The organism is Arthrobacter sp. V1I9 (assembly GCF_030817075.1).
Taxonomy (GTDB): Bacteria; Actinomycetota; Actinomycetes; order Actinomycetales; family Micrococcaceae; genus Arthrobacter.
In genome coordinates this window covers 2,706,301-2,732,938 of the sequence record NZ_JAUSYU010000001.1, presented here as the reverse complement: position 1 = coordinate 2,732,938, position 26,638 = coordinate 2,706,301, and the positions used below count along the sequence as shown (strand labels likewise).

The window sequence follows — 26,638 nt, the reverse complement described above, 5'->3', positions numbered from 1 at the left end:
TAAGGACCGGTACTTGTAACATGGCTGTGAGCGTCAGGGATCGTGTGGCTCGGCACCGCATCGACGCTCAGCCGCCGAGCCGCTCGAGAGCCCAGTCCCAGCGGACCAGCTCCTGTTCCAGCCGGACCGAGGTTCCGTACCCGTCATGGCGGAGGGCGTCGTAGAGCTTGGTCTCTTCAAGAGTCAGCCTTGAAAGCGCAGCCTTGGACGGAGACGGCTCCGAGCCCCACACCTCCCGGTGGGCCAGCAATGTGGCTTCATCCATCAGCACGCTTCCCACGTGCGGATGAACTGCCCGGAGCTGGTCAAGAATTCGGAAGCCGTGCGTGTCCAAATCGCCCCAGTAGAGGACCTCGCAGTCCTGCAGCCAGCCAGCGTCCCGCAGCGATGAGAAGCCATAACCAGCGCCGTAGATGGCCACAGTATCGGCACGCTCGGGGAGGGCCAGGAAGTTCACCAGGTTCTCCGTCATCAGCACCCGGGTGACTGGCAGGCTCAGGGTGCTGAACGCGTCAGCGGTCACGGTCACGTCCCGTGCTTCGCCCAGCAGCGGCAGGCCGGGATCCAGGGAACGGAACCTCACCAGTTCGGGAGGGTGCAGGAAGCCGTGCCTCGCCGCGAACCGGCCAGCAGGCGTCCGGGCAGCGGGCTGTCCCAGCAGGGAGTCGGGCGCGGCCGGGACATCAGCCGACTGCTTGTCGGCGGCATCGTCCGCATCCTCAAAAGCGCCCTCTGCAGTCAGAGCCTCCAACAGCTCATCGATCACCTTGCGGTGGGATTCGATGAACTTGGTGTGCACACCGTCCAGGCTCAGCTGGCGGACGTAGACGCCGGGCTCCTGGTGGTCCCGAAGCCACAAGGCAACGCGGGCTGCAGTGAGGGCACTGGCCCCAAGATCCACCAGCTTCAGCGGCCGCCGCAGCGCCCACCTGCGGAAGCAGGGGTCCAAGCCCGTCAGTCCGTCGGCAAGTTCGGTGAACTGTGCGGCCTCCCTGGACTTGCCGGCAAACGCGATCTCATCGTCGGCGGAAGCAAACACAGCCGCCGCCGGCAACTGGTTGGAACCGATCGTCGTGCGGCCCACCTCGGCGGTCTCCAAACTGAAGGGCCCAACGGCGGCCGTCAGCTCAGCTGCCCACGCCCGGGCTGCCGCATAATCGCGCAGCAGCGCTGCCGCCGTCGGACGCTTCAATGCGCGACGGCGGGGGTACAGGCCGGTGGGATCCAGCAGCTCACGCAGCGGCGCGCCGCTGTTCCACGCCTTCAGCGACAGGGCGCGAAGGTCCGCCAGCGTTGTCCAGCCCTGGGCTGTGCCGGCCGCACGGTCAGCCGGCACGCCGGTCCCGTTCGTCGCGGTACTCCTGGATGGTCATGTTCCGCAGCTGGGAATCGTTGCCGTTGGTGTTGGCCACGAAGCCCACGTGTGCCACAAACGGCTCGATCACGTGGATCTTCTGCAGGGGTGTGACAATCAGCAACTGCAGCTTCATCCGCTGGAACAGCTCCAGGCCGTACCGCGCAGACTCGTCCGATCCGCGGCCAAAGGCCTCATCGATCACCACGAACCGGAAGCTGCGGCCCTTGCCCGCACTCCTGGCGGCACCGGTGGAAGCACCCTGGCCGGCGCCGAGGCCGAACTGGAACGCCAGCGCCGCAGCAAGGATTGTGTACGCCAGCTTCTCTTTCTGCCCGCCGGACTTGCCGCCGGAATCAGTGAAGTGCTCGAACTCGTCGCCGGTCTCTGTCCACTTTTCCGAGGCGGAGAAGGTGAACCAGTTCCGGACGTCCGTCACCTTCGCGGTCCACCGCTCATCCAGGGCGGTGAATCCCTCGCGACCGCGGAACCGTTCGATCAGCCGCTCCACCTGCAGATACTTTTGCTCGGAGTACTGGTCCCCGTCCCCGATGGTTCCCTCGGAGCAGGCCCGCAGGTCCGTCCCGAACTGGCGCACGTCCAGGTCCGTGCTGTTCTGGTGCTCCAGCTGGATGTGCCGCCCGCGGTTGTATTCGATGGTGGCCAGCGACTCATTGATCTTGTTAATCCGGCCCACGATGTCCTGCCGCCGGCTGTCCAAAAACGCGTTGAACGCTACCACCTCGTTGATGGTGTTCTGGTTCAGGGATTCCTTGAAATGCGCCTCGAACTTGGGCAGGTCGTTCTTCTCCAGCTGCTCCAGCAGCCGTTCATAGTCGGCGGCGGCATCCAGCGACGCGTCGATCTCCGTGGTTTCATTCGGGTACTTGTGGCGGAAATCGGCCATCAGCCGCACCGTACCCGCCTCCGCGGTCGCCAGCCGCTTGGACAGCGCGTCGATCGCCTTCGTCAGCTCCTGCCGCACCGCGCTCTCCACGGCAACCGTGTTTTTGTACGTAAGGACCTTCTCCCCGGGCGCCCCGGCGGCGAGTCCGGCGACCGAGGCCAGCAGCCCGCCGTCGTCCGTCAACGGCTCCTCTGCGAGCACCCCGCGGCACTCCGCGATGGCCTCCGCAAGGTTCTCGGCGTCCTTTTCGTTGGCGCCCAGCCGCTGCTGGATCTTGTTGGCCCGCTCTTCAAAACGCCGCAGGTCAGACTTCAGGGCAGCCTCCCGGACTGCCAGCTCCTGCAGGATATTACTGGCCGATTCCAGCGCCCGCCGCTCCGCCTTGAGCTCCTCGATCCGCCGGGCAGTAAGCTCCCAGCTGAGCTCGCCGAAGTCCGCCACGGACCGCACGGTTCCCAGCTGCTGGTTCCTCCGGCCAAGGTCGCCCAGCTGCCCGTCCACCTTGGCCAGCTGTGTCCCAACCACCTGGAGCTGGCTCTTCGCTTCGTCCAGCTCGGTGAGGAACCGGTTGACCTTATCCTGGTTGTCCCAGCCCAGCACGTAGTTCCGCCGGTCCATGATGTCCTTGCGGTCATCCTTCTCGTGCCGGCCGCGGCCGCCCTTGAGCTGGCCGTTGGCGGTGACTGCCTTCGGGAAGCGGCGGAAGTCCACCAGCGTGTCACAGCAGACGTAGTCGAAGCGGCCGGCCAGCTCTTCGAGCAGAAAGTCGCGGAAAGGCGTGCCCTGCTTAATGGCGATCTTGGCGGCGAGGGTCCCGGGATCCGCCGCCCTCGCAGAGTGCGCCTCGCCCACCTTCTGATAGACAAGTTTGCCCCTGAGGTTGTTCGAGTCAACCCAGCTGCTCACCGCCGCATAGTGTTCCGACGGCACCAGCAGGGACAACGCAAAACCCCGGAGGGTCCGCTCGGCAGCACCCTCCCACGCGGCCTCGCCGTCGCGGACGCGCAGCAGTTCGCCAACGAACGGCAGCGCCTTTTCCGGCACCCTGGTTCCTTCACACAGCCGACGCCGGATGCCCACCTGGTCAAGCGGCAGCAGGTTCCGGCGGGACTGAAGGCTGGTCAGCTCGGCTTTGATATCTGCGGCACGTTCGTTGAGGACCGTGCGCGTCATGGTCAGTTCGGTGCGCTGTTCCTGAAGGTCACAGTTCTGCTCCGCGAGCCGGGATTCGACGGCGGGCAGGCCGGCACGGTTGGCATCGAACAGCACCCTATCCTCCGGTGCCCGCAGACCCAGCCCTGCGGCGGCCAGGGAGTAGGTCTGGTAACGGGTCCGCTGTGCTGCCGCTTCGTGTTCCAGCCGGGTGGTGTCCGCGTCGATGGCAGCGAGCCGGCCGCCGCCGTTGGAGCGGATGTCCTCGGCCACGGCGTTCAACTCGTGCCGGAGTTCGCTGATGCGGGTGGTGACGGTGGTGTTGTCCTCGCGGAGCCGTTGTCCCGTGCTCTCCAGTTCGGCTGCGTGTTCCAGGCTCAGGATCAGCCGCTGGTTGGTGAACCAGGGGTGCAGCTGGTCCCGCTGCGCCCTGGCCTCCTTGTCCTCAAGCGTTAGCTTGGCGTGTTTGGCGGCGCCCTCGCGAATGGGCGCTAACAGGGTGATCTGGTCCTTGGCCCGCAGCACGGCGCCGTGGGCCTTTTTGAGGTCGTCGAAGTGGCTGATCAGCTTGCCGATCCGGCTTTCCACGTCGTCTTCGTCCAGCATGTTGGTCCGCACGAACGAGGTGATGTTCTCCACCTGCTTCATGGACACCGTCCGGTGGAACAGCTCCATGGCCTGGTTCCCGCTGATGCCGAACTGACGTTTAAACGCTGCCGCGTAGGGTTCGAAGGTGTCGTGCACGGTGGCGCCGGCTGCCTTGAGCTTTTTCTTCAGCTTGAACGGGTCCTGGCCGAAGTTGGCGAAGTCTTCCGCGATGGTCTGGTCCGTTTCCGCGAGGGAGTAGAACCGGTTGGGCTGCCCCGCCTCCTGGACCGCCCACAGCGTGACGGCCAGCGTGACCGACTTCTCCAGCACGGCGTTGTGGAATACGGCGAGCACCACAGTGAGTGTTCCCGTGCCGCGCAGCGATACCGGTTTGGAGTTCTCCCCGCCGGTGCTGCGGGTGCTCTTGTGGTAGCCGCGCACGTAGGACATCAGCGTGCGTTCCTTTTTCTGCGCGCCCGCGGCCTTGTTGTACTCGATCTTGTTGGCCGGCAGCAGGAGGGTGGTGATGGCGTCCACCACCGTTGACTTGCCCGAGCCGATGTCGCCGGTCAGGAGGCTGTTCGCCCCGTCCAGGCGGAATGTGCGCACGCCTTGGTGGAACGTGCCCCAGTTGAGCAGCTCCAGACGGTGCAGCCGGTAGCCCGGGGGAGTGCCGGCGTCGTCCGTTCTGCCCTCTTCCTGTGCCTCTGCCGGGTCCTCGAGGCTGAACAGGCTGTCCTGCAGGTCTGCTGTCACGGGAGCTCCCCTTCGGTGGTGCCGTCACGGGTTTCCGCCGGTCCGCTTGGGGACCCGTCCAGCGACGCGCGGTAGTCCGCCAGCCGCGCGTCGAACTCCTCCAGCCACTGGGCATCAACGTACGCCTTCAGGATCCTGGCCACCTCGTAGGTGCCGTCCTGGCCGCGGAGCTTGCGTAGGAAGCCCAGCTCCACCACCTTCTTGATGTTGGCACCGAGCCTGTCCAGAATGCGCGCCTGGTTGCTGGACTCGGGCAGGAAAACGGCCACCATGTCCATAATTTCCTCCTCGGTCATGATGAGGCGGAGCTCGCTGCTGTTGGTATCGAACTCGAGCATCCGGCCGCGCAGCAGGGCCAGCAGAAGGCTGACGTCGAAGGTGAGCCGGCGGCGGGGGATGAGGCGGGGAAGGTTGCCCTCCGGGTCCTCCCTGGAGCGGAGGAACGCATAACCCTCGGACTCGTCCAGGATCAGGTCCAGTCCCAGCACCGCCACATAGTCCCTGGCCTGCGATTCGAGGACGATCAGCGACTGCCACACCTTCTCGTCCGACTCGGCGTAAAGCACGCCCCGGAACAGGCGGGTGACGACGCCGGGAAGTTCCTCGGGCGTGCGGGCGGCGGTTTCCATCGTTTCGCTGGGGTTCATGCTGGCCTCACAAAAATGATCTGGTCGATGGTCGCTTCACGGATGCTGCCGTCGGGGAGTTGCCACTGCAGTTGCTGGGGGATGTCGTCGCGGATGCTGGCCCACTCGGATTCGCTGGCCAGCTGGTAGTAGGCGACGATTTCGGCCAGCCCCTGCTGAAGGGGATGTGCCTGCGTGACTTCGACGAGGGTGGCCTGTTCGGCGTCCGCCAGGACCGCGTCCACGTTGGCTTGCAGGCGCTCCTTGTTCACGTGGAACTGGCTGAACAGGGCACCCGCGTCCACGTCCGCATCGTCGGCGGCCACCACGGCGTCGTCAATCATCACTTTCCGGCTGGGCTCGTAGAGGGGCCGCTCGAAGGGCAGCGCGACGTCCACCGACTGTGCGGCAATGTCCATAAACGCGCCCGACGGCGGCGCCTCCCGGGTGCCCAGGGCGCCTGACTCGATGCTGCGGATAAGCCGCATGATGCGCTTGTTTTCCAAAAAGACCTTGTCGTCCAGCAGCCGGCGCATCTGCTCCGAGAGTTGGCGGACCGTGGCCTGCGTCTGGTCGACGGCGGGCAGCCAGTCCTGGTGCAGCCTTGTGACGGACTGCAGGTCCTCCACCCCGGACAGGGCCTCGATTTCGGTGGCCCGCTGCAGCAGGTCCTGCAGCTCCGTGCGCAGCTGCGGAGACATCAGATAGTCCCAGAACCCTTGGAAGGTGCGGCCTTGGAGGGAACTGCTAATGCCCTGCTGGTTGGCGAAGATGCTCTCCAGGAGTTCGCCCTGGGTGCCGTCCCAGGTGGCGATCTGTTCCCGCACCTGGCGGTCCAGCTTCCGGAAGTTCTGTTCGACCTCGCGGAAGTCCGCCAGGAGGTCCTTGGCGAGAGTGGTCAGCTGCTGGAAGTGGTCCAGCGCTTCAGGGGCAGTCATGACCTTGATGTTGCCGTTCCTGATCCGCTCCATCTCGGCGTCGATGCCGTCCCGCTGCCGCTGCAGCTCGGCCAGCCTGACCTCTGGATCGGTTTCGGACTGCTGGACCAAGGCCTTCAGGACGGCGAAAATGCTGGTCAGCCGGGACTGGGTGGCGACAAAGTCCCTGCCGCGCAGGTTGTCCACCCAATGGACCACGTCCTCGGCTGCGGGGGTGAGGTCGTAGTGAGGCTCGTCCTGGCCGGGTACGTAGTACTTGCGCAGCCAGGCCTTTTCCGGGGCCGCCCAGTCATCCAGGTACTCACCGGCCGGGCGCGGAAACCTGTCCTCCCCGTAGACGTCCCGGAGGCCGAACAGGACGTCATCAAGGTGGTCGATGAGCTCCTGCCGGCCGATGTCCCGCTGGTTGGGGCCGGTGAACGCCTTCATAAAGAAGGAGAGCGCCAGCGGGGCGTTCTGCGCGCGGAGCAGGGACCAGCCCGCGTGGTTTTCACGCAGGGTGTTGATTGCGTAGTAGTCCATGGCGTCCTCGGGACGGAGAGCAGGGCGTGTGGATGACGGGTTAGGCCTAAGTTACACGCCGCCTCCGACAAATTTCGAGGAGCAGAGAGGGTGTCCGCCGCATTACGTTCCGGCGCCGGAAGCTGGCGACTCCACGCTCAGGCCAGCCTCAACAGCTGCAGTGAGGAGCTCGGCGTCGTAGGCGACCAGGACGTCGGCCTGTACCCGGGTGGCCGCGGCCAAATGGATGGCGTCAGCACTGCGCAGCCCGCCCGGCATCGCCGCCGCGTACATAAAGTCCGATCCCGACACGTCCATGAGGTTGAATCCGCCCAGGACCTCATTCACCAGATAGCCAGGGATTCCGCGCTGGTGCCCTGCACAGTGCAACTCGGTGTAAAGGAGCATCGAAGCAACTAGATTGTCTCCCCGGGCCGAGGCGTTGAGAAGTACTTCGCCGCGCTCGCCGAGTCTTTTTCTGCCACCACCAGTTTCAGGACGGCGGAGGTGTCCGCACAGATGATCACCGATCCCCTCGAAGATCGTCCAGAATTTCTGCCGTGCTTGCTGCGGAAGTAACCCGGGGGAGGGCGCGGAAGTCGACGGCTTCGTAAGACCGTCATTGTGCTGACGAGCTTGGCCGCGGACGATGGAAATCTAGGGGCAGCATCCCGGCTGTAGCCAGCGGCAGTAGAAACATCAGGCGCATTATCGAAGGGTCGTGCCATGGGAAAGCACTTGCAGGCTAATGACCTGGCAATCTGGACGGAACAGGTGGGCGAAGGGCCGGATGTCCTGCTGATCGGAGGGCTCGGCGACACGGTTGAGTCGTGGCAGTTCCAGTTAGACGGGCTGGCCGATCGCTATTGTCTTACTGCGTTCGACAACCGCGGAGCGGGCCGGACCGCGAAGCCCGATGGGCCGCTGTCGGTTGAAATGATGGCGGATGACGCCGCGCAAGTACTTCGGGAGCTCAACATCCGCTCCGCCCACGTGGCCGGATTCTCCGGCGGAAGCATCATCGCCCAGGAACTCGCACTGCGGCATCCGCGAATGGTTCGAAGCCTGGTCCTGCAGAGCACGTGGGCGGTCGCGGATCCATACCTTCGCGCGTGGGCGCTGTTCATGAGGACCCTAGTGCGTGCCGCGCCGTCTGAACGCACCTTCCTTGAGGGCCTGTTCCTCAGTATCTACACGCCGCGGTCCCACAACGATGGAACCGTGGATCAAATCATGGAAGAAGTGCTGGCATTTCCCCACAAGCAAAAGACTGAGGACGTCGAGGCGTTCCTCGACGCCATGATGGGCCACGATACGTCGGAGCGCCTCCCTCAACTAAACGTGCCGACGCTTGTCCTCGCCGGTGGGATTGACATGACCAGCCGACCCGAACTTTGCCGCGAAGTGGCAGAACGGATCCCCGGCGCATTATTCGAAGTCCTTGAGGGCGAGGGCCACCAACCCTTCCAAGAAGTCCCCGAGCAGTGGAACGCGCGGGTAAGCGCCTTTTGGGAGGGCGTGGAGGCCGGCGATCAAGCCTGAGTGCAGGTGGAGAGGCAACGCACTGCCGGTGTGTGGTCATTGGTGTCCGAAATCTGCTGTAGTGTTGATCCTGTTGTTGTGTTTATGCAGTTGGTAGTTCAGGCAGTACGCGCGGTCGAAAGTCCGCGTTCTTCTGAAGTAGCGGTTTTGAACACCCCACACCGGAGGACCCGAAAGTCGGGACTTTTCCTCCACCTTCACGAAGGACAAAAATAATGGCTACTGGTACCGTCAAATGGTTTAACGCTGAAAAGGGCTTCGGCTTCATTTCCCCCGATGACTCCTCACAGGACGTTTTCGCACACTACTCTGCGATCGCTTCCTCCGGCTTCCGCTCACTCGAAGAGAACCAGAAGGTCTCCTTCGAAACCGAGCAGGGCCCCAAGGGTCCCCAGGCCGTAAACATCCAGTCCCTCTAATACCTTAGAGAAACTGGGGCCTTAGGGTTTCAAAGTTTTAGAGCAGGGCCGGTCACTGACCGGCCCTGCTTTTGTTTAAACCAGGTGTGCTATAAAGGCTGCAGTCCGGCGGGCGGCGTGAAGTTCTTCCCGAACGTCCAGGTTGAGCAGGACCAATAGGCGTCCGGCAGGCTCAGACGTGTCGTCGAGGTCCTTGTCCGCTGTCCTCCGCCGCCGGGCAGCAGCCGTGCTCTTAGTGCAGCCCCATCGCGTTCCGCACCTCGTCGAGGATATGGTGCATGGCACCCTCAGCAGCCACAGCATCCCCGCGGGCCACAGCAGCGGCAACATCCTCGTGCGCCTGCAACGCCTCGTTGCGCGGCTTGAACGGCATCAGCCCCTGCTTGGTGCGGCTGGTCAGCACCTCTGCCACCATGCCCTCAAGCGCAAAAAACATCTCGTTGCCGCAGCTCTGCAGCAGCAGGCAGTGGAACTCGATATCCGCCGCCAGGAACGCCTCCAGCTCTCCGGCCTCACCCAGGCGCCGAAGGTCGGCGGCGAGGGACGTGAGCTTTGCCCGCTCGGCGGCACTGGCGCGGCGGGCGGCGCCAGCCGCAGCAATAGGTTCGACGGCGATGCGCAGCTCCGTGAGGCTGCTGTACTGGATCTCGCGCCGGTCCGAGGCGAGCCGCCAGCGCACCAGCTTGGGATCGAAGACATTCCAGAACCGGCGCTCCTGCACCACGATGCCCACCCGCCTGCGCGAGTAGACCAGGTTCATTGATTCCAGGACCTTCATGGTGTCCCTGGCCACTGTGCGGGAGATCCGGTACTCCTGCTGGAGCCCTTCCAACGTAAGGCGGCTTCCCGGCGGCAGGTCCCCGGAAGCGATGGCAACACCCACCGCCTCCACAACGCGCCCCTGCATCCCGGGGGAGGCCCCGCCGTCGTGCCTGTTGTCCGCGTCCTGGTGTGTCGCCGTCGACATCTTTCCTGCCTTCCTCTGCGCCTGCGCGCACTGCCAGCTTACCGACAAACAGCGCAAAGGTATGACTTGTGACACCAAAAGATAGTATCTATGCACCCAAATGGTGATACCTTATCTTTCGGCGCACTTCCCTAGGGACGTCGCGACCAGCTTTCCTAAGCCAACGGCGTCTTCTTCGGAGGTAGTACATGCAGTATCCAGCCACGCACCTGGTGGTGATGGGCGTTGCCGGTTCCGGCAAGTCCACCATTGCGGCAGCCCTCTCCCAGCAGCTTGGCTGGGCGTGCGCCGAAGCGGACGAATTCCACCCGCAGTCCAACATCCAGAAGATGTCCCAGGGCATTCCGCTCCAGGACGAGGACCGCTGGCCCTGGCTGCAGGAAATCCAGAGCTGGATGACCGCCAAGGCCCGGACCGGTGAGAGCACCGTCCTCACCTGCTCCGCACTCAAGCAGGGCTACCGGCAGTTGCTCTCCCAGGCCGAGGGCCGGGTCCTGTTCCTTCACCTCCACGGCGAAGCGGACTTGATCGGCCAGCGCATGCAGGGCCGTGAGGGCCACTTCATGCCGCCCACGCTTCTTCCCAGCCAGCTGGCCACGCTCGAACCGCTGAGTGACGAGGAGCTGGCCGCGGGCAGCCTCCGCCTGGACATCTCCAAGTCCCCGGAAGAGCTGGTCAAGACCATCATCGCCGCGCTTCAGCTCCCCGCCGACCAGGCACCCTAACCCTTTTCTGTTTCCCCAAAGCCCCATCAATTCTGTTTCAAAGGAGAACCATGGTCATCGAAGGATGGACCCAAACGTTGGGGGCAGGCCCCCTGCTGCTCATCGCCGCGGCAGCGATCCTCGCCCTGCTGTTCCTGATCATCAAGCTTCGGATGCACGCGCTGCTGGCCCTTATCGTCATCAGCCTCGCAACGGCCTTCGCCACCGGCATCCCCGCCAACCAGGTGGTGCCCGTGCTGATCAACGGCTTCGGCACAACCCTGGGCACGGTGGCGCTGCTGGTGGGCCTGGGCGCCATGCTCGGCCGCATCGTCGAAACCAGCGGCGGTGCGAAGGTGCTGGCCGACTACCTCATCGGCGTCTTCGGCGAAAAGCGCGCCCCGTTCGCCTTGGGCCTCGCCTCCCTGATCTTCGGCTTCCCCATCTTCTTCGACGCCGGACTCGTGGTCATGCTGCCCGTCGTCTTCGCTGTGGCCCACCGCCTGGGCGGGGGAGTGCTCCGTTACGGCCTGCCCGCCGCCGGTGCATTCTCCGTGATGCACATCTTCCTGCCGCCACACCCCGGTCCGGTCTCCGCCGCGGCCTTCTTTGACGCCAACATCGGCCTGGTCATGATTGCCGGCCTCATCGCCGCCATTCCCACCTGGTACGTCACGGCATACCTCTACGGCCTTTACACCGGCAAGAAGCTGGTCCTGCCCGTGCCGGAACTGCTGGGCCACGCAAGCGCCGAGGCCGAGGCCCACCCGCCGCGCTTCCGCACCATCGTTGGTTTGCTGCTCCTGCCGCTGGTCCTGATCTTCATGAACACCGGCCTGAACACCCTGGCCTCATCCGGCGTGCTCAGCGAAGAGGTCAAGAGCGAGCAGTGGTTCCAGATCCTGCGCACCATCGGTGAAACCCCGGTTGCCCTGCTGATCGCCGTCATCGTGGCCATGTTCGTCCTGGGCGCCAGGCGCGGCAAGGATGCCGGAGCACTTGAGAAACTGCTCGAATCCTCCCTCGGCCCGGTTTGCTCCGTCATCCTTATCACCGGTGCCGGCGGCATGTTCGGCGGGGTTCTCCGCACCTCCGGTATCGGCTCCGCACTCGCCGACGTCCTGGGCAACCTCGGCATCCCGCTGATCCTGGCCGGGTTCCTCATCTCCGCCATCCTCCGCATCGCCCAGGGCTCGGCCACCGTGGCACTCACCACCACCGCGGGCCTGATCGCCCCGGCCGTGGCGCTGGCAGGACTGAACGGCATGCAGGTTGCCGCGCTGGTCATCGCCGTGGCCGCCGGCTCCGTGGTGGTCTCCCACGTCAACGACTCCGGCTTCTGGCTGGTGGGCCGTTTCTTCGGCATGGACGTCAAGACCACGCTGAAGACCTGGACCGTGATGGAAACCCTCATCGGTGTGATGGGTTTTGCCATCGCTGCCGTGATCTTCCTGCTCGCCGGGCTGGCGGGCTAGGTTCCCAACCCAGCCACGGCTGACACCACAACGGCGGGGCGGCAAGCAGAAATGCTGGCGGCCCCGCCGTCGTCGTACCCGTGGTTTCGACAGGCTCACCCAACGAGGCCGGGGACACCGTCCTGGATTTGGAATGAGGCGAGGGTCTTGACCGGGGAGCCGGGCGTGGTGACGTGGTCCAGCACGCGGAAGTCGGCGGTCATCGCGTCCTTGGTGATCTTCGTGTTCACGTAGCCGCGGGAATCGTTGTAGAACTTCAGGTGCGGGTTCCAGGCCATGACGGGATCGGTGGTGGAGCCCGTGCCGTTGCCGGTGGACGTAATGGACGTGCAGACAAGTTCGGAGCCGACGACAGGGGAAGCGGGGTCCTTGTAGTCGACCTTCAGGTCGTTGGCCCAGTTGCGGTGCACGTCGCCGGTGAGGACGACGGCGTTGCGCACGTTCGCGTCCACCCAACCCTGGGTGATGCGGCGGCGTGAGGAGGCGTAGCCGTCCCAGCCGTCCATGGAGACGTCGTCCACCTCAAGGGCCCGGGCGCGGTCCCGCTCAGCGAAGAACACCTGCTGGCCCAGGATGTCCCAGCGCTGGGTGGAGTTCTTGAACCCGTCCAGCAGCCACTTTTCCTGCTCGGCGCCCGTGATGGTGCGGTTCTCCGCGAGGCGCTCGGCCACGTTTTTCTTCCAGCCGTCACCGGCGAGCTGGTCGTCGCGGTACTGCCGGGTGTCCATCATGTGGAAGTTGGCCAGCTGGCCCCACTGGATGGCGCGGTAGATCTTCATGTCGAACCCGGCCGGCACGGAGGACGCACGCAGCGGCATGTTTTCGTAGTAGGCCTGGAACGCGGCGGCGCGGCGCTGGCGGAAACGCTCGGTGGTGTCGTTGAGCTGGTTCGCGTCCCGGTTCTCGGGGACCTCGTCCGCCCAGTTGTTGTCCACCTCGTGGTCATCCCACACCACCAGCCATGGCGCGATCGCGTGCGCAGCCTGCAGGTCGGCGTCGGACTTGTACTGGGCGTGCCGCTGCCGGTAGCCCTGCAGCGTGGTGGTCTCTGGGCCCTGGTGGTCACGCGGGTTGCCGGCGCCGATCACGTAGTTGTCCTTCTTGTACTCGTAGAGGTAGTCGCCCAGGTGCAGCACCAGGTCCGGGTGGTCCTGGGCCAGGCGGGTGTAGGCGGTGAAGTAGCCGTGCTCGTACTGCGAGCAGCTGGCGAAGGCCATGGCCAGCGCCGCCGGGGTTTCGTGCAGTGCCGGAGCGGTCAGCGTCCGGCCCACCTGGCTGATGTGCCGGCCGCTGCGGAACCGGTAGAAGTACTCGCGGCCCGGTTTGAGGCCCTTGAGCTCCACGTGGATGGAGTGGGCGGTTTCGATCCGGGCGTGTTCGACGCCGCGGGCTACTACTGTGCGCATGCCATCGTCCTCGGCTACTTCCCAGGCCACGGGGACCTGGCGCGCGGGCATGCCGCCCAGGCCGTCCTCGGCCAGGGGGTCCAGAGCGAGGCGGGTCCAGATGACAAAGCCGTCGGGCCACGGCTCCCCGGAGGCGATGCCGAGCCCGAATGGGTCGGTGCGGAGGCCGGCGTCGTCCGCTGTTGAAATGGCGACGGCGGCACCCGGCAGGGCGGCGACCAGTCCAGCCCCAAGGCCGGCGGAAATCAGGGATCTGCGTGAGATGTTGTCCATGCGTTCGACCGTAGGGAGGCAGGTTGGACAGGTCCTGAGGGGGATGTGAATGAGCGGTTAACTCCATGACAAAAGCAGTCGCGGAGTTGGTGTGGGCTCTGGGGTTTCGACGGGTCAACCACCGGCGCCGTTACCTTCTATCCTTGGACGATGACTCTGACTCAGGCTGTTTTTTCGTTTGCACTGGTTGCCGGGCTTCTGACGCTGGTTCCGGGACTGGACACCGCCCTTGTCCTGCGCTCGTCCCTCTCCAAAACACGCCGTTTCGCCTTCTCCACTGCTCTTGGGATCAGCACCGGAGCCATGATCTGGGGAATTGCTGCGGCGGTGGGGGTGTCGGCACTCCTGGCAGCCTCCGAGTTTGCCTACCGCATCCTGACCATTGCCGGAGCCGCCTACATGATCTGGCTGGGGCTGTCCCTGCTGTGGAAGAGCCTGAGGCAGGGCAATGGGGCCACCACCCAAGCCGAGGCGCCGGTACCGGCGGCAGGCAAGGACGACCTGTTTAAGGGCTGGCTGACCGGGACCGGAACCAACCTGCTAAACCCCAAGGTGGGCGTGTTCTACATCGCCACCATCCCGCAGTTCATCCCGGCAGGCGCGTCACCGCTGCTGGTGGGCGTTCTGCTGGCAGGCGTCCACTGCATCCTGACGATGGCGTGGTTCACCCTGCTGATCTTCGGCACCGGCTACGCCTCCCGCTGGCTCAAGGGTACCCGCAGCATCCGCATCATCGACAGCATCACCGGCACCGTCCTCGTGGGGTTCGGACTCAAGCTCGCGCTCGAACCCGCCCACTAGCTTTTCCTACTTGCCCGGTGTCCGGGGATTCGGGACTTTCGGCTCCTTTGGCTCTTTCGGCGGAAGCGTCGCTACATATTCGAAGGCCTTGTGGATCCAGGCTTTCGCCCGCGCGTCATCGCCGTCGCCTTCCTCGTTCCACATCTCAGGCAAACCGGTGTAGCCGCCCATCGGCCGCTCGGCAGGCCCGAAGGGCACAGTCCGTTCCCCGCTTTCGAGTTCCTCCCGATCCTCCGGGGACAGCTTGATCCCGATGGTCGGTCCGAACAGTCCGGCGAACATATTGCCGTTTACGAACGCTCCCAGGTTCCCGAACATTGGCTTGACGGCGACCTCTGCCCTGTCCGGAATCAGTGACCGGAAGCGTTCTTTGTCCTCGTCCGACGCTTTGGGCATCTCCATGGTGTTCCTCCCCGGCTTGGCTTGTGTGTGCAGGATATGCCGTCCCGAGGCTGGCGGTACAGGGGCCAGCTTCCCAGGCAGGTGCGGCAGGGAACACCTGGCGTTCCGCCGTCGTTGTGCCAAAGGCAGGCCGCTTCATCCGAACCCCGAACCTTTCCCCGACCAAAGGACATCCCTTGACTCCTCGCACCATAGTGATCACCGGCGCCAGCGACGGCATTGGCGCAGCAGCCGCGCGGACGCTGGCGAAGGCAGGGGAGCAGGTGGTGATCGTGGGCCGTTCCGAAGAGAAGACCCGGGCCGTTGCCAAGGAGCTCAACGTGGACTACTTCGTCAGCGACTTCTCGGAGCTCGAGCAGGTCCGCACGCTCGCCGCGCAGCTGAAGTCCGACTACCCGCGGATCGACGTCCTGGCCAACAACGCCGGCGGCATCATGGGCAAGCGCACCCTGACTGTGGACGGTAACGAGTCCACGTTCCAGATCAACCACCTGGCGCCGTTCCTGCTTACAACTCTGCTGATCGACACGCTCACCGCCAGCAACGCCAAGGTCATCAACACGTCCAGCGCCGCCAATGGCTTCGGCAAGCTGGACCTCTCCGACCTCGCCGCCGAGCGCAGCTACTCCACCACCCGCGCCTACGGCACCGGCAAGCTGGCCAACATCCTCTTCACCGCCGAGCTGGACCGCCGCTACGGGGGCCAGGGCATCACGACGGCGGCGTTCCACCCGGGCGTGGTCCGCACCAACTTCGCGGCAGAGTCCACCAGCCCGTTCCGGCACGCGTACAAGACGCTGCTCAACCGGTTTATGCTCAGCCCGGACCAGGGCGCCGACACCTTGCTCTGGCTCGTCAACGGCACGCCGGGCAAGGACTGGTTCTCCGGCGCCTTCTACACCAAGCGCGCCATGGCCAAGGCCAACCCGCAGGCGTACGACGTCGAATTGGCGCGCGGGCTGTGGGAGAAGAGCGAAGAGCTGGTCCAGGCTACTTCCTGACTCCGGCCGGACCGAAATGCGGAACTTATAAGGCACCGAGCACACGGAACCCGCATAATTCCGGGACTTGGGGCTTGGCGGACCTCCAGAAGTGACGCATTCAGGTCAGCGGGCGCGCTCGACGTCGGCGGCAACTTCCGGGTGCCCCGTGGCGGTCAACCCCGCCACGACCCCGTCGATGTCCGCTTCGGGCCGGTTCTGGCTCAGCTTGGCCTTCGCCTCGATCCTGGTAATCAACAGTTCCACGCCCACAATGGCCCGCAGCTGGCCGGCGATGTAGCGCTCGGGGGCATCGTCCACGCTCCAAGGATGGCCAAATCCGGACTCGTGCACACCGGTGAGCTGCCGCACCTGGCGGGAAAGCCAGGCCGGATCGTCATGGATGACCAGCCGCCCATACACGTGGGCCGTGGTGTAGTTCCAGGTGGGCACAACGCGTCCGTGCTCGGCCTTCGACGCGTACCAGGACGGTGAGACATACGCGTCGGCGCCCTGGATGATCGCCAGCGCTTCCCCGATGGCGGGTACAGACCACTGCGGGTTGTTCCGCGCCAGGTGTCCCAGCAGCGCGCCGTGTTCACCGGCGTCGGGATCATAGGCAAATGGCAGGAGTGTGGCCAGCAGGCCCTGCGACGTGATGGTGACCAAGTTTGCTGCGCCCGGGCGGGTCAGCAGGTTCTGGACGGCGTCGGGGTTGGCGGCGAAGTGGGCTGGAACGTACATGGTGTTAGTCCTTCACTGGCTGGAAGTCGTTGGCGGGATGGAGCGCGGATGGGGCAGCCGCCGGTGCTGGGGCCGCAGCGGCGGGCTTGAGCCGGACGCGGACGGCGGCGCCCGCGCAAATGATGACGGCCAGGCCGCCGACGATGGTGGACCACGTCAGGGTCTCGCCCAGCAGGAGCGCCGCCCAGCAGAGGGTCAGGACGGGCTGGATGAGCTGGATTTGGCTGACCCGGGCGATGGGGCCGATGGCAAGGCCGCGGTACCAGGCGAAGAATCCCAGGAACATGCTCACCACACCGAGGTACGCGAAGGCGGCCCACTGCTCCGGGGCGGCGGACGGCGGTTGCTGAGCGACGGAGACCGCCGTCAGGGCGAGCATCAGCGGGGATGCAAGGACCAGCGCCCAGGACACTGTCTGCCAGGCGCCGAGCTCGCGGGCCAGCAGACCGCCTTCGGCATAGCCCACGGCGGCTGCCGCTACGGCGCAGAGCAGCAGCAGATCCGCCCATTGCACCTGCCCCAACCCTCCGGACTGCACGGAGGCGAAGACAAGGGCGGCGAGGCCGCCCGCGATGGTGATGAGCCAGAAGGCCAGCGGTGGCCGTTCCCGCCCGCGGAGCACCGCTGCTGTTGCGGTAGCGGCCGGAAGAAGGGCGATGACCACGGCGCCGTGGCTGGCGGGAGTGGCCGTCAGGGCAAAGGACGTCAGTAGCGGAAAGCCAATCACGACGCCGGCGGCCACTACTGCGACGCGTATCCATTGCCTCCCGCGGGGGAGCCGCTGCCGGGTGAGTGCCAAGGCGGAGGCCGCCAGCGCCGCAGCCACTACCGCGCGGCCGGAGCCGATGAACAGCGGGGACAAGCTGGCTACGGCCACCTTCGTGAACGGAACGGTAAACGAGAACGCCGCGACGCCGACCAGGCCCAGCCATAGTCCGGACGTTTGCGGCTGCAGTACCACTGTGCGCGCAGGAGGAGTAGCGCTACTATTGACTTTCATGAACAACGATAGCAGTTCGAGGATTGCGGCGCACCTGAAAACCTGGATGGCGGCAGCCGCGCCCGGAGCGAAGCTGCCGTCCACCCGCTCCCTCGTGGCGGAATACCAGGCCAGTCCGGTGACAGTTCAAAAGGCCCTGCAAACACTCACCGCACAGGGCCTCATCGAGAGCAGGCCCGGCGTCGGGACTTTTGTGCGCGCTGCCAGGACCGCGAAGCCGTCGGACTACGGCTGGCAGACGGCAGCGCTGCGCTCACCGCTGGCGGCACTGCCACCGGCGTCGTCCACCATGCGCGACGTGCCGCTTAGTGCCATTTCCTTCCACTCCGGCTATCCGGCGCGCGAACTTTTGCCGGAACGGCTGGTGCGGGCCGCCCTGACCCGCGCCGCCCGTGCGGAAGCTGCGCTGTCACGTCCGCCCGCGGCAGGCCTGCCGGAACTGCAATCGTGGTTCTCCCACGAGCTCGGTGCGTTCACGCCGGCCGGGACCACGCCGCCGAACCCGAGCGACGTCGTCGTACTCCCTGGCAGCCAGAGTGGCCTAAGCTCCATCTTCAGCGCGCTGGTGGGCCGGGGGCAGCCGCTGCTGCTGGAGTCGCCGACGTACTGGGGTGCGATCCTCGCGGCGGCGCAAGCAGGAGTGCACGTTGTTCCGGTGCCGATCGGCCCCGACGGGCCGGATCCGGCGGAACTCACGCGCGCGTTTGAGGAGTCGGGAGCGCGGGCGTTTTATGCCCAGCCCAATTACGCGAACCCGACGGGCGCGCAATGGTCGGCAGAGCGGCGTGACCAGGTCCTCGATGTGGTGCGGGCGCAGGGTGCCTTCTTGGTGGAGGATGACTGGGCGCACGACTTCGGCATCTCCTCGGACCCCGTACCTGTCGCTGCCCGTGACGACTCGGGCCACGTGGTGTACCTGCGCTCGCTGACCAAGAGTGTGTCACCTTCGATCCGCGTCGCGGCGCTCATAGCCCGTGGCCCGGCGCGGGAGCGCATCCTCGCGGACCGGGCAGCCGAGTCGATGTACGTCAGCGGCCTGCTGCAGGCGGCCGCGCTCGACGTCGTCACGCAGCCTGGGTGGCAGACGCACCTGCGCAGCCTCCGCCACCAACTCGAGTCGCGCCGCGACCTGCTGGTCACCAGCCTGCGCGAGCACGCACCGGCCGCCCACCTGGTGCAGGTTCCCAAGGGCGGGCTGAACCTGTGGGTCCGGCTGCCGGACGGGACCGACCTTGAGCGGCTCACCCGGGACTGTGAAGCCGCGGGGGTGATTATCGCGGGCGGCAACGAGTGGTTCCCAGCCGAACCGGCGGGTCCGTTCATCCGGCTCAACTACTCGGGGACGAAGCCGGGCGCCTTCCCCGAGGGCGCCCGGATCATCGGCGAGATGCTGGACCGGAACGCCGCCTGAGCTACTCGCCCAGCCGCCCGTAGACGCTGACCACGTTGCCCTTGCTGGTCCGGTACTGGTCCTGCAGGACGAGCCGGGTAGTGGGGTCGCCGTCCTCGAAGAGGCGGCGGCCGCTGCCGGCCACCACCGGGTGGGTCATCAGCGTGAGGGAATCAAGCAGCCCGGCGAACAGCAGCTGCCGGGTTACCGAGATGCTGCCGCACACGGCGATCTCGCCGCCGTCGCGCTCCTTCAGCTTGCCCACGAACTCTTCCAGCGGCGCATCCATCAGCTGCGAGTTCTGCCATTCCAGCGGATCTTTCAGGGACCGGGAAACGACGAACTTCTCCACCGGGTTAATGAAGGCGGCGAAGTCCTCGTCCACCGAGGCGTTTGGCCAGTAAGCGGCCCACTCCTGGTAGCTCACGCGGCCGAGCACCACCGTGTCCACGGTCTCCATCATCTTGGTCAGGCCCACGCCCAGCTCATCATCGAAGCTGTCGAACTGGAACTTGTAGGGATCTGACACTATGCCGTCCACGGAGTGGAACAGGCCGGCAGTGATTTTACGCATAAGGACCTCCAGGGTGGGCACGAACACCATAAAAGAGCCGGCTCAGGGGGCCGGACACCACCACGGTATTAGGTGTGCCACCGGCAGGGAAGGGGCCGTCGAGCTGACCGGCAGGACAGCCGGACGTTAGGTTCGTCACCACCTCCTGCGTGTTGCCGGAATTCTCGCCCAAGCAACGCCATACTGGTCTAGAGCGGCTGTCGCCGTGCCCCGGCCAGGCAGGAGGAAGTGCATGGAAACCCTGAAAAAAATCGTGTCCAACCAGTATTTCCCGGCTGCCGCGGTGCTCACCGCAGTGGTCCTTTTCTGGGCCGTGGGCCTCCTGGGCGGGCTGTCCCTCCTGCACAACAACCAGCCCCCGCTGACCACCCTCACCTGGATACTGTTCGTCTACGGAGCCGCGGTCCTCACCCCGCTGGCCGGCGCCTGGGCCGCCGTCGACCTGTTCCGGCGCTGGCAGCGCAACCGCGCCGCCCAAGCAGCCGATGCCTATGAAGAAGCCCAGGAAACGGAAGCGGCTTACGTTGAGCCTGCACCCGAGCCGGAACAGGCCGCCGCCCCCGTCAGCACGCCGTCTCCGGCACAGCAGGCCGCACCTGCCGCACCAAAGAAGAACGAGAAGCAGCCAGGACGCAAGCAGGCCGCATAGTTCCCGTACGGGACGTCGGCAGAAACGCTACCGCCCCTTCAACGCGTTCAGGGCTTGCTCTGCGTGATGCAGGGCGCGCTCGAGCCGGTCGCCGGGCTCCGGCAGCGAGAACAGATACCCCTGCAGCGAATCACACTCCAGGGCCGTAAGGTAGTCAGCCTGCGCCGCCGTCTCCACACCTTCGGCGGTCACCGTCAGCCCGAGGCTGTGGGCCATATTGATCATCGAGCTGAGGATGGGCAGCCGCTCGGCGCCGGTGCGCACCATCGACACGAAGGTCTTGTCGATCTTCACGGTGTCCACCGGCAGGTCCTGCAGCCGGCCCAGCGACGAATAACCGGTGCCGAAATCGTCCAGGGCAACCCGGGCTCCGGCGTCCCGCAGGGTGCTGAGCTGTTTGATCAAGCTGCAGTCGGCGTCGAAAAATACGCTTTCGGTCACCTCCAGCACCAGCTGGTACGGCGCCACGCCGGTGGCTTCGGCGAGGCGGAGGACCTCGTCCGCAAAATCCGGTTCCTGCAGCTGGACGCCTGAGACGTTCACCGACAGGGACCGGGACGGGTCCTCACTGAGCCACGACGCCAACTGCACCATGCCAAGGACCATCACCTCCGCGCCGATCTCGCTGATCAGGCCGGTGCGTTCAGCCAGCGGGATAAATACCGACGGCGGGACGCGCTCGCCGCCCCTGTCCCACCTCGCCAGCGCCTCGAACTTCACAACCTGGCCCATGCGATGCGAGACGATCGGCTGGAAATCCACCGAGATTTCGCCCCGCGCCACGGCCAGTTGCAGTCCGCTCTCCATGTCCGTGCGCTGCACCAGTGCCGCCATCATGTCCGGGTGGAACCTCAGGAAACGGTTCTTCCCGGCGGCCTTGGCGGCGTACATCGCGATATCCGCCTGCCGCAGCAGTTCGGAGGCCCCCACGTTGTCCTGGCCCAAAGACGCGAGCCCGAGGCTGAGGCTTGGCCGAAGCACGGTGCCGTTGATGGTCACGGGCACGTGCAGGCAGCGGACGATGCAGGCGGCAATCGCATCAGCGTCCGGGCAGGCCGTCAGCAGCACCACGAATTCATCGCCGCCGAGCCTGGCCACCACATCCGCGGTGGGTAGGCAGCCCCGCAGCCGGCGTGCCACCTCGATCAGCATCTCGTCGCCGGCCTGGTGCCCCAGGATGTCGTTGACTTCCTTGAAATCGTCCAGGTCCAGCAGGAGGACGTCCACCGCTTTCAGCCGTGGCTCCGTGACCGCCTCCGCCAGCCCGTCGTTGAAGACGGCCCTGTTGGCAAGCCCGGTCAGCGGGTCCTGGAATGCCATGGTGCGCAGCTTCTCCGCCTGCGCGGCGAGATCGAGCATCGCCTGGTGCGCCTGCTCCTGCGCCTTGCGGCGCGGAGTCACGTCCCGGAAGCTCCACACCCGGCCAACAATCTTCTCGCCCACCCGTTGGGGGCGCGAGTACCTCTCGAACGTGCGGCCGTCCTTAAAGTCCAGCACGTCATGGCTTTCCGCCGCCGGGTTATCCTCCAGCTCGTTGATCCGGCCCATGAAGGCAATCGGATCAACCAGCTGAGCGACGGCAATCCGCATGACCGGTTCCTCGCTGTCACCGTCAAGGAGTTCCGGCGGGATGTTCCACATGGTCAGGAACTGATCGTTGAACCCGGCCACGCGGCCCTCGGTACTCATGACCAGAATGCCATCAGCCGTTGACTCCAGCGTGGCGGTGAGAAGCGACATCGCCTCGCGCAGGTCGTCGTCGGCTGCCTTCCGGTGCATGGTGCCGCGGACGGACAACAGAAGGGATGCCGGCGTGCCGGCGGAGCTCTCCGGGACAGGGCCCGGGACCAGCGAGGCGGCCACCTCAGCCGAAAACTCGGTTCCGGTGCTGTGCACGCCGTAAATCTCCCGGGGCTGCGGGTGTTTTCCGGGCTGTGCCAGAAGCTGCCGGAAGAGCAGGTCCACCTCGTCGCGGAAGCCCTCCGCAAGCAACGTCCGATGATTCCGGCCCGTCAGTTCCTCCCGGCTGGTCCCGAAAAGCCTTTCAGCGGCGGCATTGGCCATGGTGATGGTGCCGTCCGCTGCCAGTGCGAGGAGTGCATCGGGGCTGGCGTCCAGCACGGCACCGAATGCCTGCGCTGTAGAACCTTTGCTGTGGCTCTGCGGTTTAGCCATGTCACACCCCCCGCACATCATAAAGTGCCCAGGCAGGAAATAGATGGCTTCGGCGGAAGTAGTTTTACCGCACCGGTGGGAGCGCTGGAGACATGCCGGTGGGAGGGCACGCGAAAGCGCCGTCCTCCGCATGCGGAGAACGGCGCCTAACCTTTGGACATTTGTGTTGCGGCTACACGCGGCCGTGGCTGCGGTTGGTGACTGCCCCGTAAACAAGCAGTACGATAATCGCCCCCAGAATTGCCAGGAGCCAGGTGCGGATATCGAAGAATTCAGCCAGCCCGCCACCGAAAATCAGCGAGCCGATCCAGCCGCCCAGAATGGCGCCAACAACGCCGAGGATCATGGTGACTACCCAGCCTCCGCCCTGTCGGCCTGGCAGGATGGCCTTCGCAATAGCTCCGGCGATCAGGCCCAAAATGAGAAATCCTAGAATGCCCATGCTGTCACTCCTTAATTAGTTAAGTTGTGCCGGGCCCCCATTTCCGGTTCCATAATTCAAGCAGTGTGGTTACCACACTTCAAGACTTTATTTATCACGGGATGACTGTCAGTTTGGCCGGCATGAAAAGCGGTCTCACGCACGGCTGGGAAGGCAACGGCGGGCCCCGCGGACTCCGGCGGGGGAACGCTCTTCGATAGAGTTGACTGTCCCGCCACCTACCTAGGAGTCCGGCATGTCCAGCCAGCACACCCTCCGGCCACGCGCCGTCTTCCTCGATATCGACGGGACCTATGCGGACCACGGGCTGGCACCTGACGCCCATGTCGAGGCCGTGCGGGCAGCGCGCCGCAAGGGCCACCTGGTCTTCGTTTGCACAGGGCGGCCACTGTCCATGGTCCCCGAACACATCCTTGACGCAGGGTTCGACGGCGTCATCACCGGTGCCGGCGCCCGCGTGGAACTCCGGGGAGAGGTCCTCAAGGACACGCGTTTCCAGCCCGACGTGGCAGCCCGCATCGTGGAAACCCTTGACGCCCATGACGCCGCCTACATTCTCGAGGCACCCGAGGCGCTCTATGGCCGTACCGGTGTGGACCAGCGACTGAGGACGGTGCTGGGTCCCGTCTTCGCCGGCCGCCCACGGCACGACGGCCTTCTCAGTACGGACGTTGATCCACTGGAGGACATTCTGGGGCCCATGCAGTACGGCGATGACCTGCGGTCCGCCTCCTACGCAAAGATCTCCTGCTTCGATTCGCCGGTGCCACTGACGAAACTGATGGACGCCTTCGGCCCCGAGGTGGGGCTGATCCCCAGTTCCCTGTCAGCCCTGGGCGACCGCGCCGGTGAGATCTTTATGGCCGGGACCCATAAGGCGGTGGGCATCCAGGTGGTGGAGAAGCGCCTGGGCCTGAAGCGGGAAGACATCGTGGCCATCGGCGACAGCGCCAACGATATCGAAATGCTCGTCTACGCAGGCATTGGCATTGCTGTGGAGGACGGCCACCCCAAGGTGCTGGAGGTCGCCGACATGCTCACTGCGGGACCTGCCGGAAACGGTGTGGCGCTCGCCTTCGCCGAGCTTGGGCTCCTGAACTAAATCCGGGGGAGGGCCCGTTCCAAAGCCTGGACATCGGCGCTTCCTGTGCCGAGGCCGCGCACCACCCAGCCTTCCGCCTGCCACGCCCCCGCGTCCAGCGCGTTGCGCGCGTCCAGCACCACCCGGCGTCGTACCAGTCTGCCCGCAACGGCCGGCGAAAACTGGCGGTACTCGTCCCACTCGGTCAGGAGTAACACCAGTTCGGCGCCTTCGAGCGCCCGCCCGGTGCAAGCCTCGAACCGAAGGCGGGGGTAGCGCCGCCAGGCGTGGTTGACTGCTTTGGGGTCGGTGACGGTTACATGCGCGCCGGCAGCGGCCAGGCGGTCGGCAACGTCAAAGGCGGGAGAGTCCCGGTGTCGTCCGTGTCCGGTTTGAATGATGCGCCCAGCACTGTCAGGGAGCGCCCGGCCAGGCTGCCGCCGCAGAGCTCCACGGCAAGGCCGACGGTGCGCTCGCGCTGGCCAGGTTCACAGTGTCCACCAGCCGCATCCAGTCATCCACTGCGTTGACGCCGAGCGCTGAGGCCTGGGACCGGAAGCTGCGGATGTCCTTTGGCAGGCAGCCGCCCCCGAACCCGAGCCCGGCATGTAGGTACCGCCCGCCGATACGCGGATCCATGCCCATCGCCTCGCCCAGTTCTGCCACGTCCGCGCCCGACGCGTCGCACAGCTCCGCCATGGCGTTGATGAAGCTGACTTTGGTGGCGAGGTAGGCGTTCGCCGCTGATTTGATAAGTTCTGCGGTGGCGAAGTTGCAGACCAGCCGCGGAATCCCGGCCGCGAGCAGGGGTTCGTAGACGGCGTCCAAAGCGGCCGTGACACCGAGGGGCGCTTCCGTCCGCGGGGTTGAACGCAGCGGCACGGCCGCCGTCCACGCCATAGACCAGCCGGTCCGGCACCAGGGAATCCTTGACTGCGGTGCCCTGCCGGAGGAACTCGGGGTTCCAGCCCAGCAGCACGTCCGGCCGCGCGCCCAGCAGGCCGCGGAGCATGTCCACTGTGCCCACCGGCACCGTGGATTTTCCGACGACGACGGCGCCCGCCGCCAGGTGAGGCAGCAGCGCCTCCGCGGCGGAGACCAGGTAGGTAAGGTCGGCGGCGTCGGACGTTTTGTGCTGCGGCGTGCCCACGCACAGGAAGTGCACCTGTGCGTCCTTGGCGGCAGCCGCCGTCGCGGCGAAAGTGAGCCTGCCGGTGGACAGCCCGTCCTGCAGCAGTTCGTCCAGCCCGGGCTCGTGGAACGGGGCCGCGCCGCGTGCCAGCTGCTCCACCTTGCCCGGGTCGACGTCGATGCCCACCACGGTGTGGCCCATGGACGCCAGCGTGGCGGCGTGTACCGCGCCAAGGTAGCCGCAGCCGATCACGGAAATCTTCATGGTCCCGCTCCTTCGATGGTGGTTGAGCCTGGGCCCACGTCGGCAGGGTGCTTCGATCGAGCTTGCTGGGTGAGGGCACCCGGTGAAGGCTGGACTGGCGCCAGTGCCATCACCTGTTCGTAGTGGCGGACCAGCTGTGCGCAGAGGGCCGGCCACGTTTTGTCCTGCACCGACGCATGTGCCGTTGCGGCGAATGCGCGGCGCTTGGCGTCGTCGCCCATCAGGTCCAGGACATGGGAGCGCATTCCGGACAGGTCCCCGGGTTCGTAGAGCCATCCCGTCCGGGAGTTCTCCACCAGGTCCAGTGGCCCGCCGCGGCCCGTGGCCACCACCGGCACACCCGACGCCATGGCCTCCTGGATGGTCTGGCAGAAGGTCTCGAACTCGCCGGGATGGACGAACAGGTCAAAGGACGCCACAGCGCGTGCCAGTTCCTCGCCGGCCAGGAACCCGGTGAACACTGCGTCCGGCAAGGCTTCCCCCAGTACCGCCCGCTGGGGTCCGTCACCCACAATCACCAGCCTGGTGCCGGGGATCCCCGCCAGGGCAGCCAGGTCCTCCACCTGCTTCTCCACGGCCAGCCGGCCCACATAACCGATGATCCGCTCACCGCCTGGAGCTACGGAAGCCCGCCACCCGTCGTCGCGCTTCTCCGGGGAAAAGCGCTCCGTGTCCACGCCCCGGCGCCACATCCGCACCCTCGGGATGCCGCGGCCGCGCAACTGGTTCAGCGCGAACGTGGAAGGCACCAGGGTGCGGCTGGCGAGGAGGTGGATGTTTTCCACGCGGTTCCAGGCCCAGTTCTCCAGGAACGGGACACCGTACCGGGCCGCGTAGCTGGGAACTTCGGTCTGGTAGATGGCCACGGTGGGGAGGCCCAACTGGCGGGCAGCCTGGGCGGCGCGCCAGCCCAGGACGAACGGCGATGCCAGGTGGACGACGTCCGGTGCGTAGTCGGCAAGGATTCGCTTGACCCGGTACACACCGCCCATCGCCACCCGGACGTTTGTGTAACCGGCAAGCGGAACAGCAGGCAGCCGGTGGATCTCGGCGCCCTTGACACGGCCCGGAGCTTCCCCGTCCAGCGTGGAGGGCGCGATCACCAGGACCTCGTCGCCCCGGTCCTCGAGGTGTTCCAGCACACGCAGGATGGAGTGCGTTACGCCATTCATCAGTGGCAGGAATGATTCAGCAACAATTGCCATCCTCACCCCTCCACGGTGGGCGCACGGTGTTGCCGCGCGGGGGACCGGATGTGACGACGGGGGAAAGGTTTGGGAAACAACAGCACTGGCGCCGGCACCACGAACACGGATCAATCACGAATGCTGCGGCAGCGGGAAGTTCTATTGACCCTGCTGTTGTGCCGGATTTATGATTCAGATCACTTGGACGG

Annotated in this window: 23 protein-coding genes and 1 pseudogene; 9 read left to right on the top strand and 15 right to left on the bottom strand. The window is 65.7% G+C overall.

Annotation, left to right across the window (positions count from 1 at the left end):
* Nucleotides 1-67 precede the first annotated feature (67 nt).
* The 5 genes from QFZ70_RS12820 to QFZ70_RS12800 form a co-directional block, all read right to left on the bottom strand.
* On the bottom strand, nt 68-1,336 hold the full coding sequence (locus QFZ70_RS12820; RefSeq protein WP_307096103.1) for a Wadjet anti-phage system protein JetD domain-containing protein: 1,269 nt from the start codon (nt 1,334-1,336) through the stop codon (nt 68-70).
* Nucleotides 1,326-4,757 (bottom strand): ATP-binding protein, encoded by a 3,432-nt coding sequence (locus QFZ70_RS12815; protein ID WP_307096101.1) that lies wholly within the window; start codon nt 4,755-4,757, stop codon nt 1,326-1,328. Before QFZ70_RS12815 ends, QFZ70_RS12820 begins: the two co-directional genes overlap by 11 nt.
* Entirely contained in the window at nt 4,754-5,404 is a 651-nt protein-coding gene (locus QFZ70_RS12810; RefSeq protein ID WP_307096099.1) for a DUF4194 domain-containing protein, read from the bottom strand. The genes QFZ70_RS12815 and QFZ70_RS12810 overlap by 4 nt, the downstream gene beginning before the upstream one ends.
* Complete coding sequence (locus QFZ70_RS12805; protein ID WP_307096098.1) at nt 5,401-6,843, bottom strand: DUF3375 domain-containing protein; 1,443 nt, start codon at nt 6,841-6,843, stop codon at nt 5,401-5,403. The genes QFZ70_RS12810 and QFZ70_RS12805 overlap by 4 nt, the downstream gene beginning before the upstream one ends.
* Nucleotides 6,844-6,945: 102 nt before the next feature.
* Entirely contained in the window at nt 6,946-7,230 is a 285-nt protein-coding gene (locus tag QFZ70_RS12800; RefSeq protein WP_307096097.1) for a hypothetical protein, read from the bottom strand.
* 318 nt (nt 7,231-7,548) lie between these two features.
* Between QFZ70_RS12800 and QFZ70_RS12795 the strand changes: the two genes are divergently transcribed.
* Both QFZ70_RS12795 and QFZ70_RS12790 read left to right on the top strand, forming a co-directional pair.
* Complete coding sequence (locus tag QFZ70_RS12795) at nt 7,549-8,364, top strand: alpha/beta fold hydrolase (RefSeq protein WP_307096095.1); 816 nt, start codon at nt 7,549-7,551, stop codon at nt 8,362-8,364.
* A 215-nt stretch (nt 8,365-8,579) separates the two neighbouring features.
* Nucleotides 8,580-8,783 carry a cold-shock protein gene (locus tag QFZ70_RS12790; RefSeq protein WP_066274236.1) on the top strand — a complete coding sequence of 68 codons (204 nt, stop codon included), beginning with the start codon at nt 8,580-8,582 and terminating at the stop codon, nt 8,781-8,783.
* 232 nt (nt 8,784-9,015) lie between these two features.
* Here the strand turns inward: QFZ70_RS12790 and QFZ70_RS12785 are convergent, their stop codons facing one another.
* Nucleotides 9,016-9,750 carry a FadR/GntR family transcriptional regulator gene (locus QFZ70_RS12785; protein WP_307096093.1) on the bottom strand — a complete coding sequence of 245 codons (735 nt, stop codon included), beginning with the start codon at nt 9,748-9,750 and terminating at the stop codon, nt 9,016-9,018.
* 188 nt (nt 9,751-9,938) lie between these two features.
* Between QFZ70_RS12785 and QFZ70_RS12780 the strand changes: the two genes are divergently transcribed.
* Both QFZ70_RS12780 and QFZ70_RS12775 read left to right on the top strand, forming a co-directional pair.
* On the top strand, nt 9,939-10,475 hold the full coding sequence (locus tag QFZ70_RS12780; protein WP_307096091.1) for a gluconokinase: 537 nt from the start codon (nt 9,939-9,941) through the stop codon (nt 10,473-10,475).
* Between the two features lie 50 nt (nt 10,476-10,525).
* Nucleotides 10,526-11,929, top strand: a complete 1,404-nt coding sequence (locus QFZ70_RS12775; protein WP_307096089.1) for a GntP family permease — start codon at nt 10,526-10,528, stop codon at nt 11,927-11,929.
* Nucleotides 11,930-12,024: 95 nt separating this feature from the next.
* Here QFZ70_RS12775 and QFZ70_RS12770 read toward each other — a convergent pair whose 3' ends face one another.
* Complete coding sequence (locus tag QFZ70_RS12770) at nt 12,025-13,608, bottom strand: alkaline phosphatase (RefSeq protein WP_307096087.1); 1,584 nt, start codon at nt 13,606-13,608, stop codon at nt 12,025-12,027.
* 150 nt (nt 13,609-13,758) lie between these two features.
* On the opposite strand from QFZ70_RS12770, the gene QFZ70_RS12765 reads away from it, so the two are divergent.
* Nucleotides 13,759-14,409 (top strand): LysE family translocator, encoded by a 651-nt coding sequence (locus QFZ70_RS12765; protein WP_307096085.1) that lies wholly within the window; start codon nt 13,759-13,761, stop codon nt 14,407-14,409.
* A gap of 6 nt (nt 14,410-14,415) precedes the next feature.
* Here QFZ70_RS12765 and QFZ70_RS12760 read toward each other — a convergent pair whose 3' ends face one another.
* Complete coding sequence (locus QFZ70_RS12760) at nt 14,416-14,811, bottom strand: TfoX/Sxy family protein (RefSeq protein WP_307096083.1); 396 nt, start codon at nt 14,809-14,811, stop codon at nt 14,416-14,418.
* A gap of 176 nt (nt 14,812-14,987) precedes the next feature.
* Here QFZ70_RS12760 and QFZ70_RS12755 point away from each other — a divergent pair, with 176 nt between their 5' ends.
* Nucleotides 14,988-15,812, top strand: coding sequence for an SDR family NAD(P)-dependent oxidoreductase (locus QFZ70_RS12755; protein ID WP_307096081.1), 825 nt, complete (start codon nt 14,988-14,990; stop codon nt 15,810-15,812).
* Nucleotides 15,813-15,917: 105 nt separating this feature from the next.
* Here QFZ70_RS12755 and QFZ70_RS12750 read toward each other — a convergent pair whose 3' ends face one another.
* Entirely contained in the window at nt 15,918-16,535 is a 618-nt protein-coding gene (locus tag QFZ70_RS12750; protein ID WP_307096079.1) for an FMN-binding negative transcriptional regulator, read from the bottom strand.
* Between the two features lie 4 nt (nt 16,536-16,539).
* Nucleotides 16,540-17,535 (bottom strand): DMT family transporter, encoded by a 996-nt coding sequence (locus tag QFZ70_RS12745; protein WP_307096077.1) that lies wholly within the window; start codon nt 17,533-17,535, stop codon nt 16,540-16,542.
* On the opposite strand from QFZ70_RS12745, the gene QFZ70_RS12740 reads away from it, so the two are divergent.
* The gene (locus QFZ70_RS12740) at nt 17,534-18,946 is read left to right on the top strand and encodes a PLP-dependent aminotransferase family protein (RefSeq protein ID WP_307096075.1); all 1,413 of its coding nucleotides are present in this window, start codon (nt 17,534-17,536) and stop codon (nt 18,944-18,946) included. The genes QFZ70_RS12745 and QFZ70_RS12740 overlap by 2 nt on opposite strands.
* Before the next feature lies 1 nt (nt 18,947).
* On the opposite strand, the gene QFZ70_RS12735 is transcribed toward QFZ70_RS12740, so the two are convergent.
* Nucleotides 18,948-19,499 carry a dihydrofolate reductase family protein gene (locus QFZ70_RS12735; protein ID WP_307096072.1) on the bottom strand — a complete coding sequence of 184 codons (552 nt, stop codon included), beginning with the start codon at nt 19,497-19,499 and terminating at the stop codon, nt 18,948-18,950.
* Nucleotides 19,500-19,731: 232 nt separating this feature from the next.
* On the opposite strand from QFZ70_RS12735, the gene QFZ70_RS12730 reads away from it, so the two are divergent.
* A complete protein-coding gene (locus QFZ70_RS12730; protein ID WP_307096070.1) occupies nt 19,732-20,148 on the top strand; it encodes a hypothetical protein in 417 nt (138 codons plus the stop codon).
* A gap of 27 nt (nt 20,149-20,175) precedes the next feature.
* On the opposite strand, the gene QFZ70_RS12725 is transcribed toward QFZ70_RS12730, so the two are convergent.
* Together QFZ70_RS12725 and QFZ70_RS12720 are read right to left on the bottom strand one after the other, a co-directional pair.
* Complete coding sequence (locus QFZ70_RS12725; protein WP_307096068.1) at nt 20,176-22,323, bottom strand: bifunctional diguanylate cyclase/phosphodiesterase; 2,148 nt, start codon at nt 22,321-22,323, stop codon at nt 20,176-20,178.
* Nucleotides 22,324-22,495: 172 nt separating this feature from the next.
* Entirely contained in the window at nt 22,496-22,765 is a 270-nt protein-coding gene (locus tag QFZ70_RS12720; protein ID WP_307096067.1) for a GlsB/YeaQ/YmgE family stress response membrane protein, read from the bottom strand.
* Between the two features lie 235 nt (nt 22,766-23,000).
* Here QFZ70_RS12720 and QFZ70_RS12715 point away from each other — a divergent pair, with 235 nt between their 5' ends.
* Complete coding sequence (locus QFZ70_RS12715; RefSeq protein WP_307096065.1) at nt 23,001-23,867, top strand: HAD family hydrolase; 867 nt, start codon at nt 23,001-23,003, stop codon at nt 23,865-23,867.
* On the opposite strand, the pseudogene QFZ70_RS12710 reads toward QFZ70_RS12715, so the two are convergent.
* A pseudogene (locus QFZ70_RS12710) lies at nt 23,864-25,242 on the bottom strand (UDP-glucose/GDP-mannose dehydrogenase family protein). The gene QFZ70_RS12715 and the pseudogene QFZ70_RS12710 overlap by 4 nt on opposite strands.
* Entirely contained in the window at nt 25,239-26,453 is a 1,215-nt protein-coding gene (locus QFZ70_RS12705) for a glycosyltransferase family 1 protein (protein WP_307096063.1), read from the bottom strand. Before QFZ70_RS12705 ends, QFZ70_RS12710 begins: the two are co-directional and overlap by 4 nt.
* Nucleotides 26,454-26,638 lie beyond the last annotated feature (185 nt).

Coding starts and splice junctions, on each gene's coding strand:
- QFZ70_RS12745 (WP_307096077.1), bottom strand. CDS start 17,535: ATGAAAGTCAATAGTAGCGCTACTCCTCCTGCGCGCACAGTGGTACTG.
- QFZ70_RS12775 (WP_307096089.1), top strand. CDS start 10,526: ATGGTCATCGAAGGATGGACCCAAACGTTGGGGGCAGGCCCCCTGCTG.
- QFZ70_RS12800 (WP_307096097.1), bottom strand. CDS start 7,230: ATGCTCCTTTACACCGAGTTGCACTGTGCAGGGCACCAGCGCGGAATC.
- QFZ70_RS12790 (WP_066274236.1), top strand. CDS start 8,580: ATGGCTACTGGTACCGTCAAATGGTTTAACGCTGAAAAGGGCTTCGGC.
- QFZ70_RS12735 (WP_307096072.1), bottom strand. CDS start 19,499: ATGCGTAAAATCACTGCCGGCCTGTTCCACTCCGTGGACGGCATAGTG.
- QFZ70_RS12810 (WP_307096099.1), bottom strand. CDS start 5,404: ATGAACCCCAGCGAAACGATGGAAACCGCCGCCCGCACGCCCGAGGAA.
- QFZ70_RS12740 (WP_307096075.1), top strand. CDS start 17,534: ATGAACAACGATAGCAGTTCGAGGATTGCGGCGCACCTGAAAACCTGG.
- QFZ70_RS12795 (WP_307096095.1), top strand. CDS start 7,549: ATGGGAAAGCACTTGCAGGCTAATGACCTGGCAATCTGGACGGAACAG.
- QFZ70_RS12780 (WP_307096091.1), top strand. CDS start 9,939: ATGCAGTATCCAGCCACGCACCTGGTGGTGATGGGCGTTGCCGGTTCC.
- QFZ70_RS12725 (WP_307096068.1), bottom strand. CDS start 22,323: ATGGCTAAACCGCAGAGCCACAGCAAAGGTTCTACAGCGCAGGCATTC.
- QFZ70_RS12750 (WP_307096079.1), bottom strand. CDS start 16,535: ATGTACGTTCCAGCCCACTTCGCCGCCAACCCCGACGCCGTCCAGAAC.
- QFZ70_RS12770 (WP_307096087.1), bottom strand. CDS start 13,608: ATGGACAACATCTCACGCAGATCCCTGATTTCCGCCGGCCTTGGGGCT.
- QFZ70_RS12715 (WP_307096065.1), top strand. CDS start 23,001: ATGTCCAGCCAGCACACCCTCCGGCCACGCGCCGTCTTCCTCGATATC.
- QFZ70_RS12765 (WP_307096085.1), top strand. CDS start 13,759: ATGACTCTGACTCAGGCTGTTTTTTCGTTTGCACTGGTTGCCGGGCTT.
- QFZ70_RS12720 (WP_307096067.1), bottom strand. CDS start 22,765: ATGGGCATTCTAGGATTTCTCATTTTGGGCCTGATCGCCGGAGCTATT.
- QFZ70_RS12730 (WP_307096070.1), top strand. CDS start 19,732: ATGGAAACCCTGAAAAAAATCGTGTCCAACCAGTATTTCCCGGCTGCC.
- QFZ70_RS12785 (WP_307096093.1), bottom strand. CDS start 9,750: ATGTCGACGGCGACACACCAGGACGCGGACAACAGGCACGACGGCGGG.
- QFZ70_RS12760 (WP_307096083.1), bottom strand. CDS start 14,811: ATGGAGATGCCCAAAGCGTCGGACGAGGACAAAGAACGCTTCCGGTCA.
- QFZ70_RS12805 (WP_307096098.1), bottom strand. CDS start 6,843: ATGGACTACTACGCAATCAACACCCTGCGTGAAAACCACGCGGGCTGG.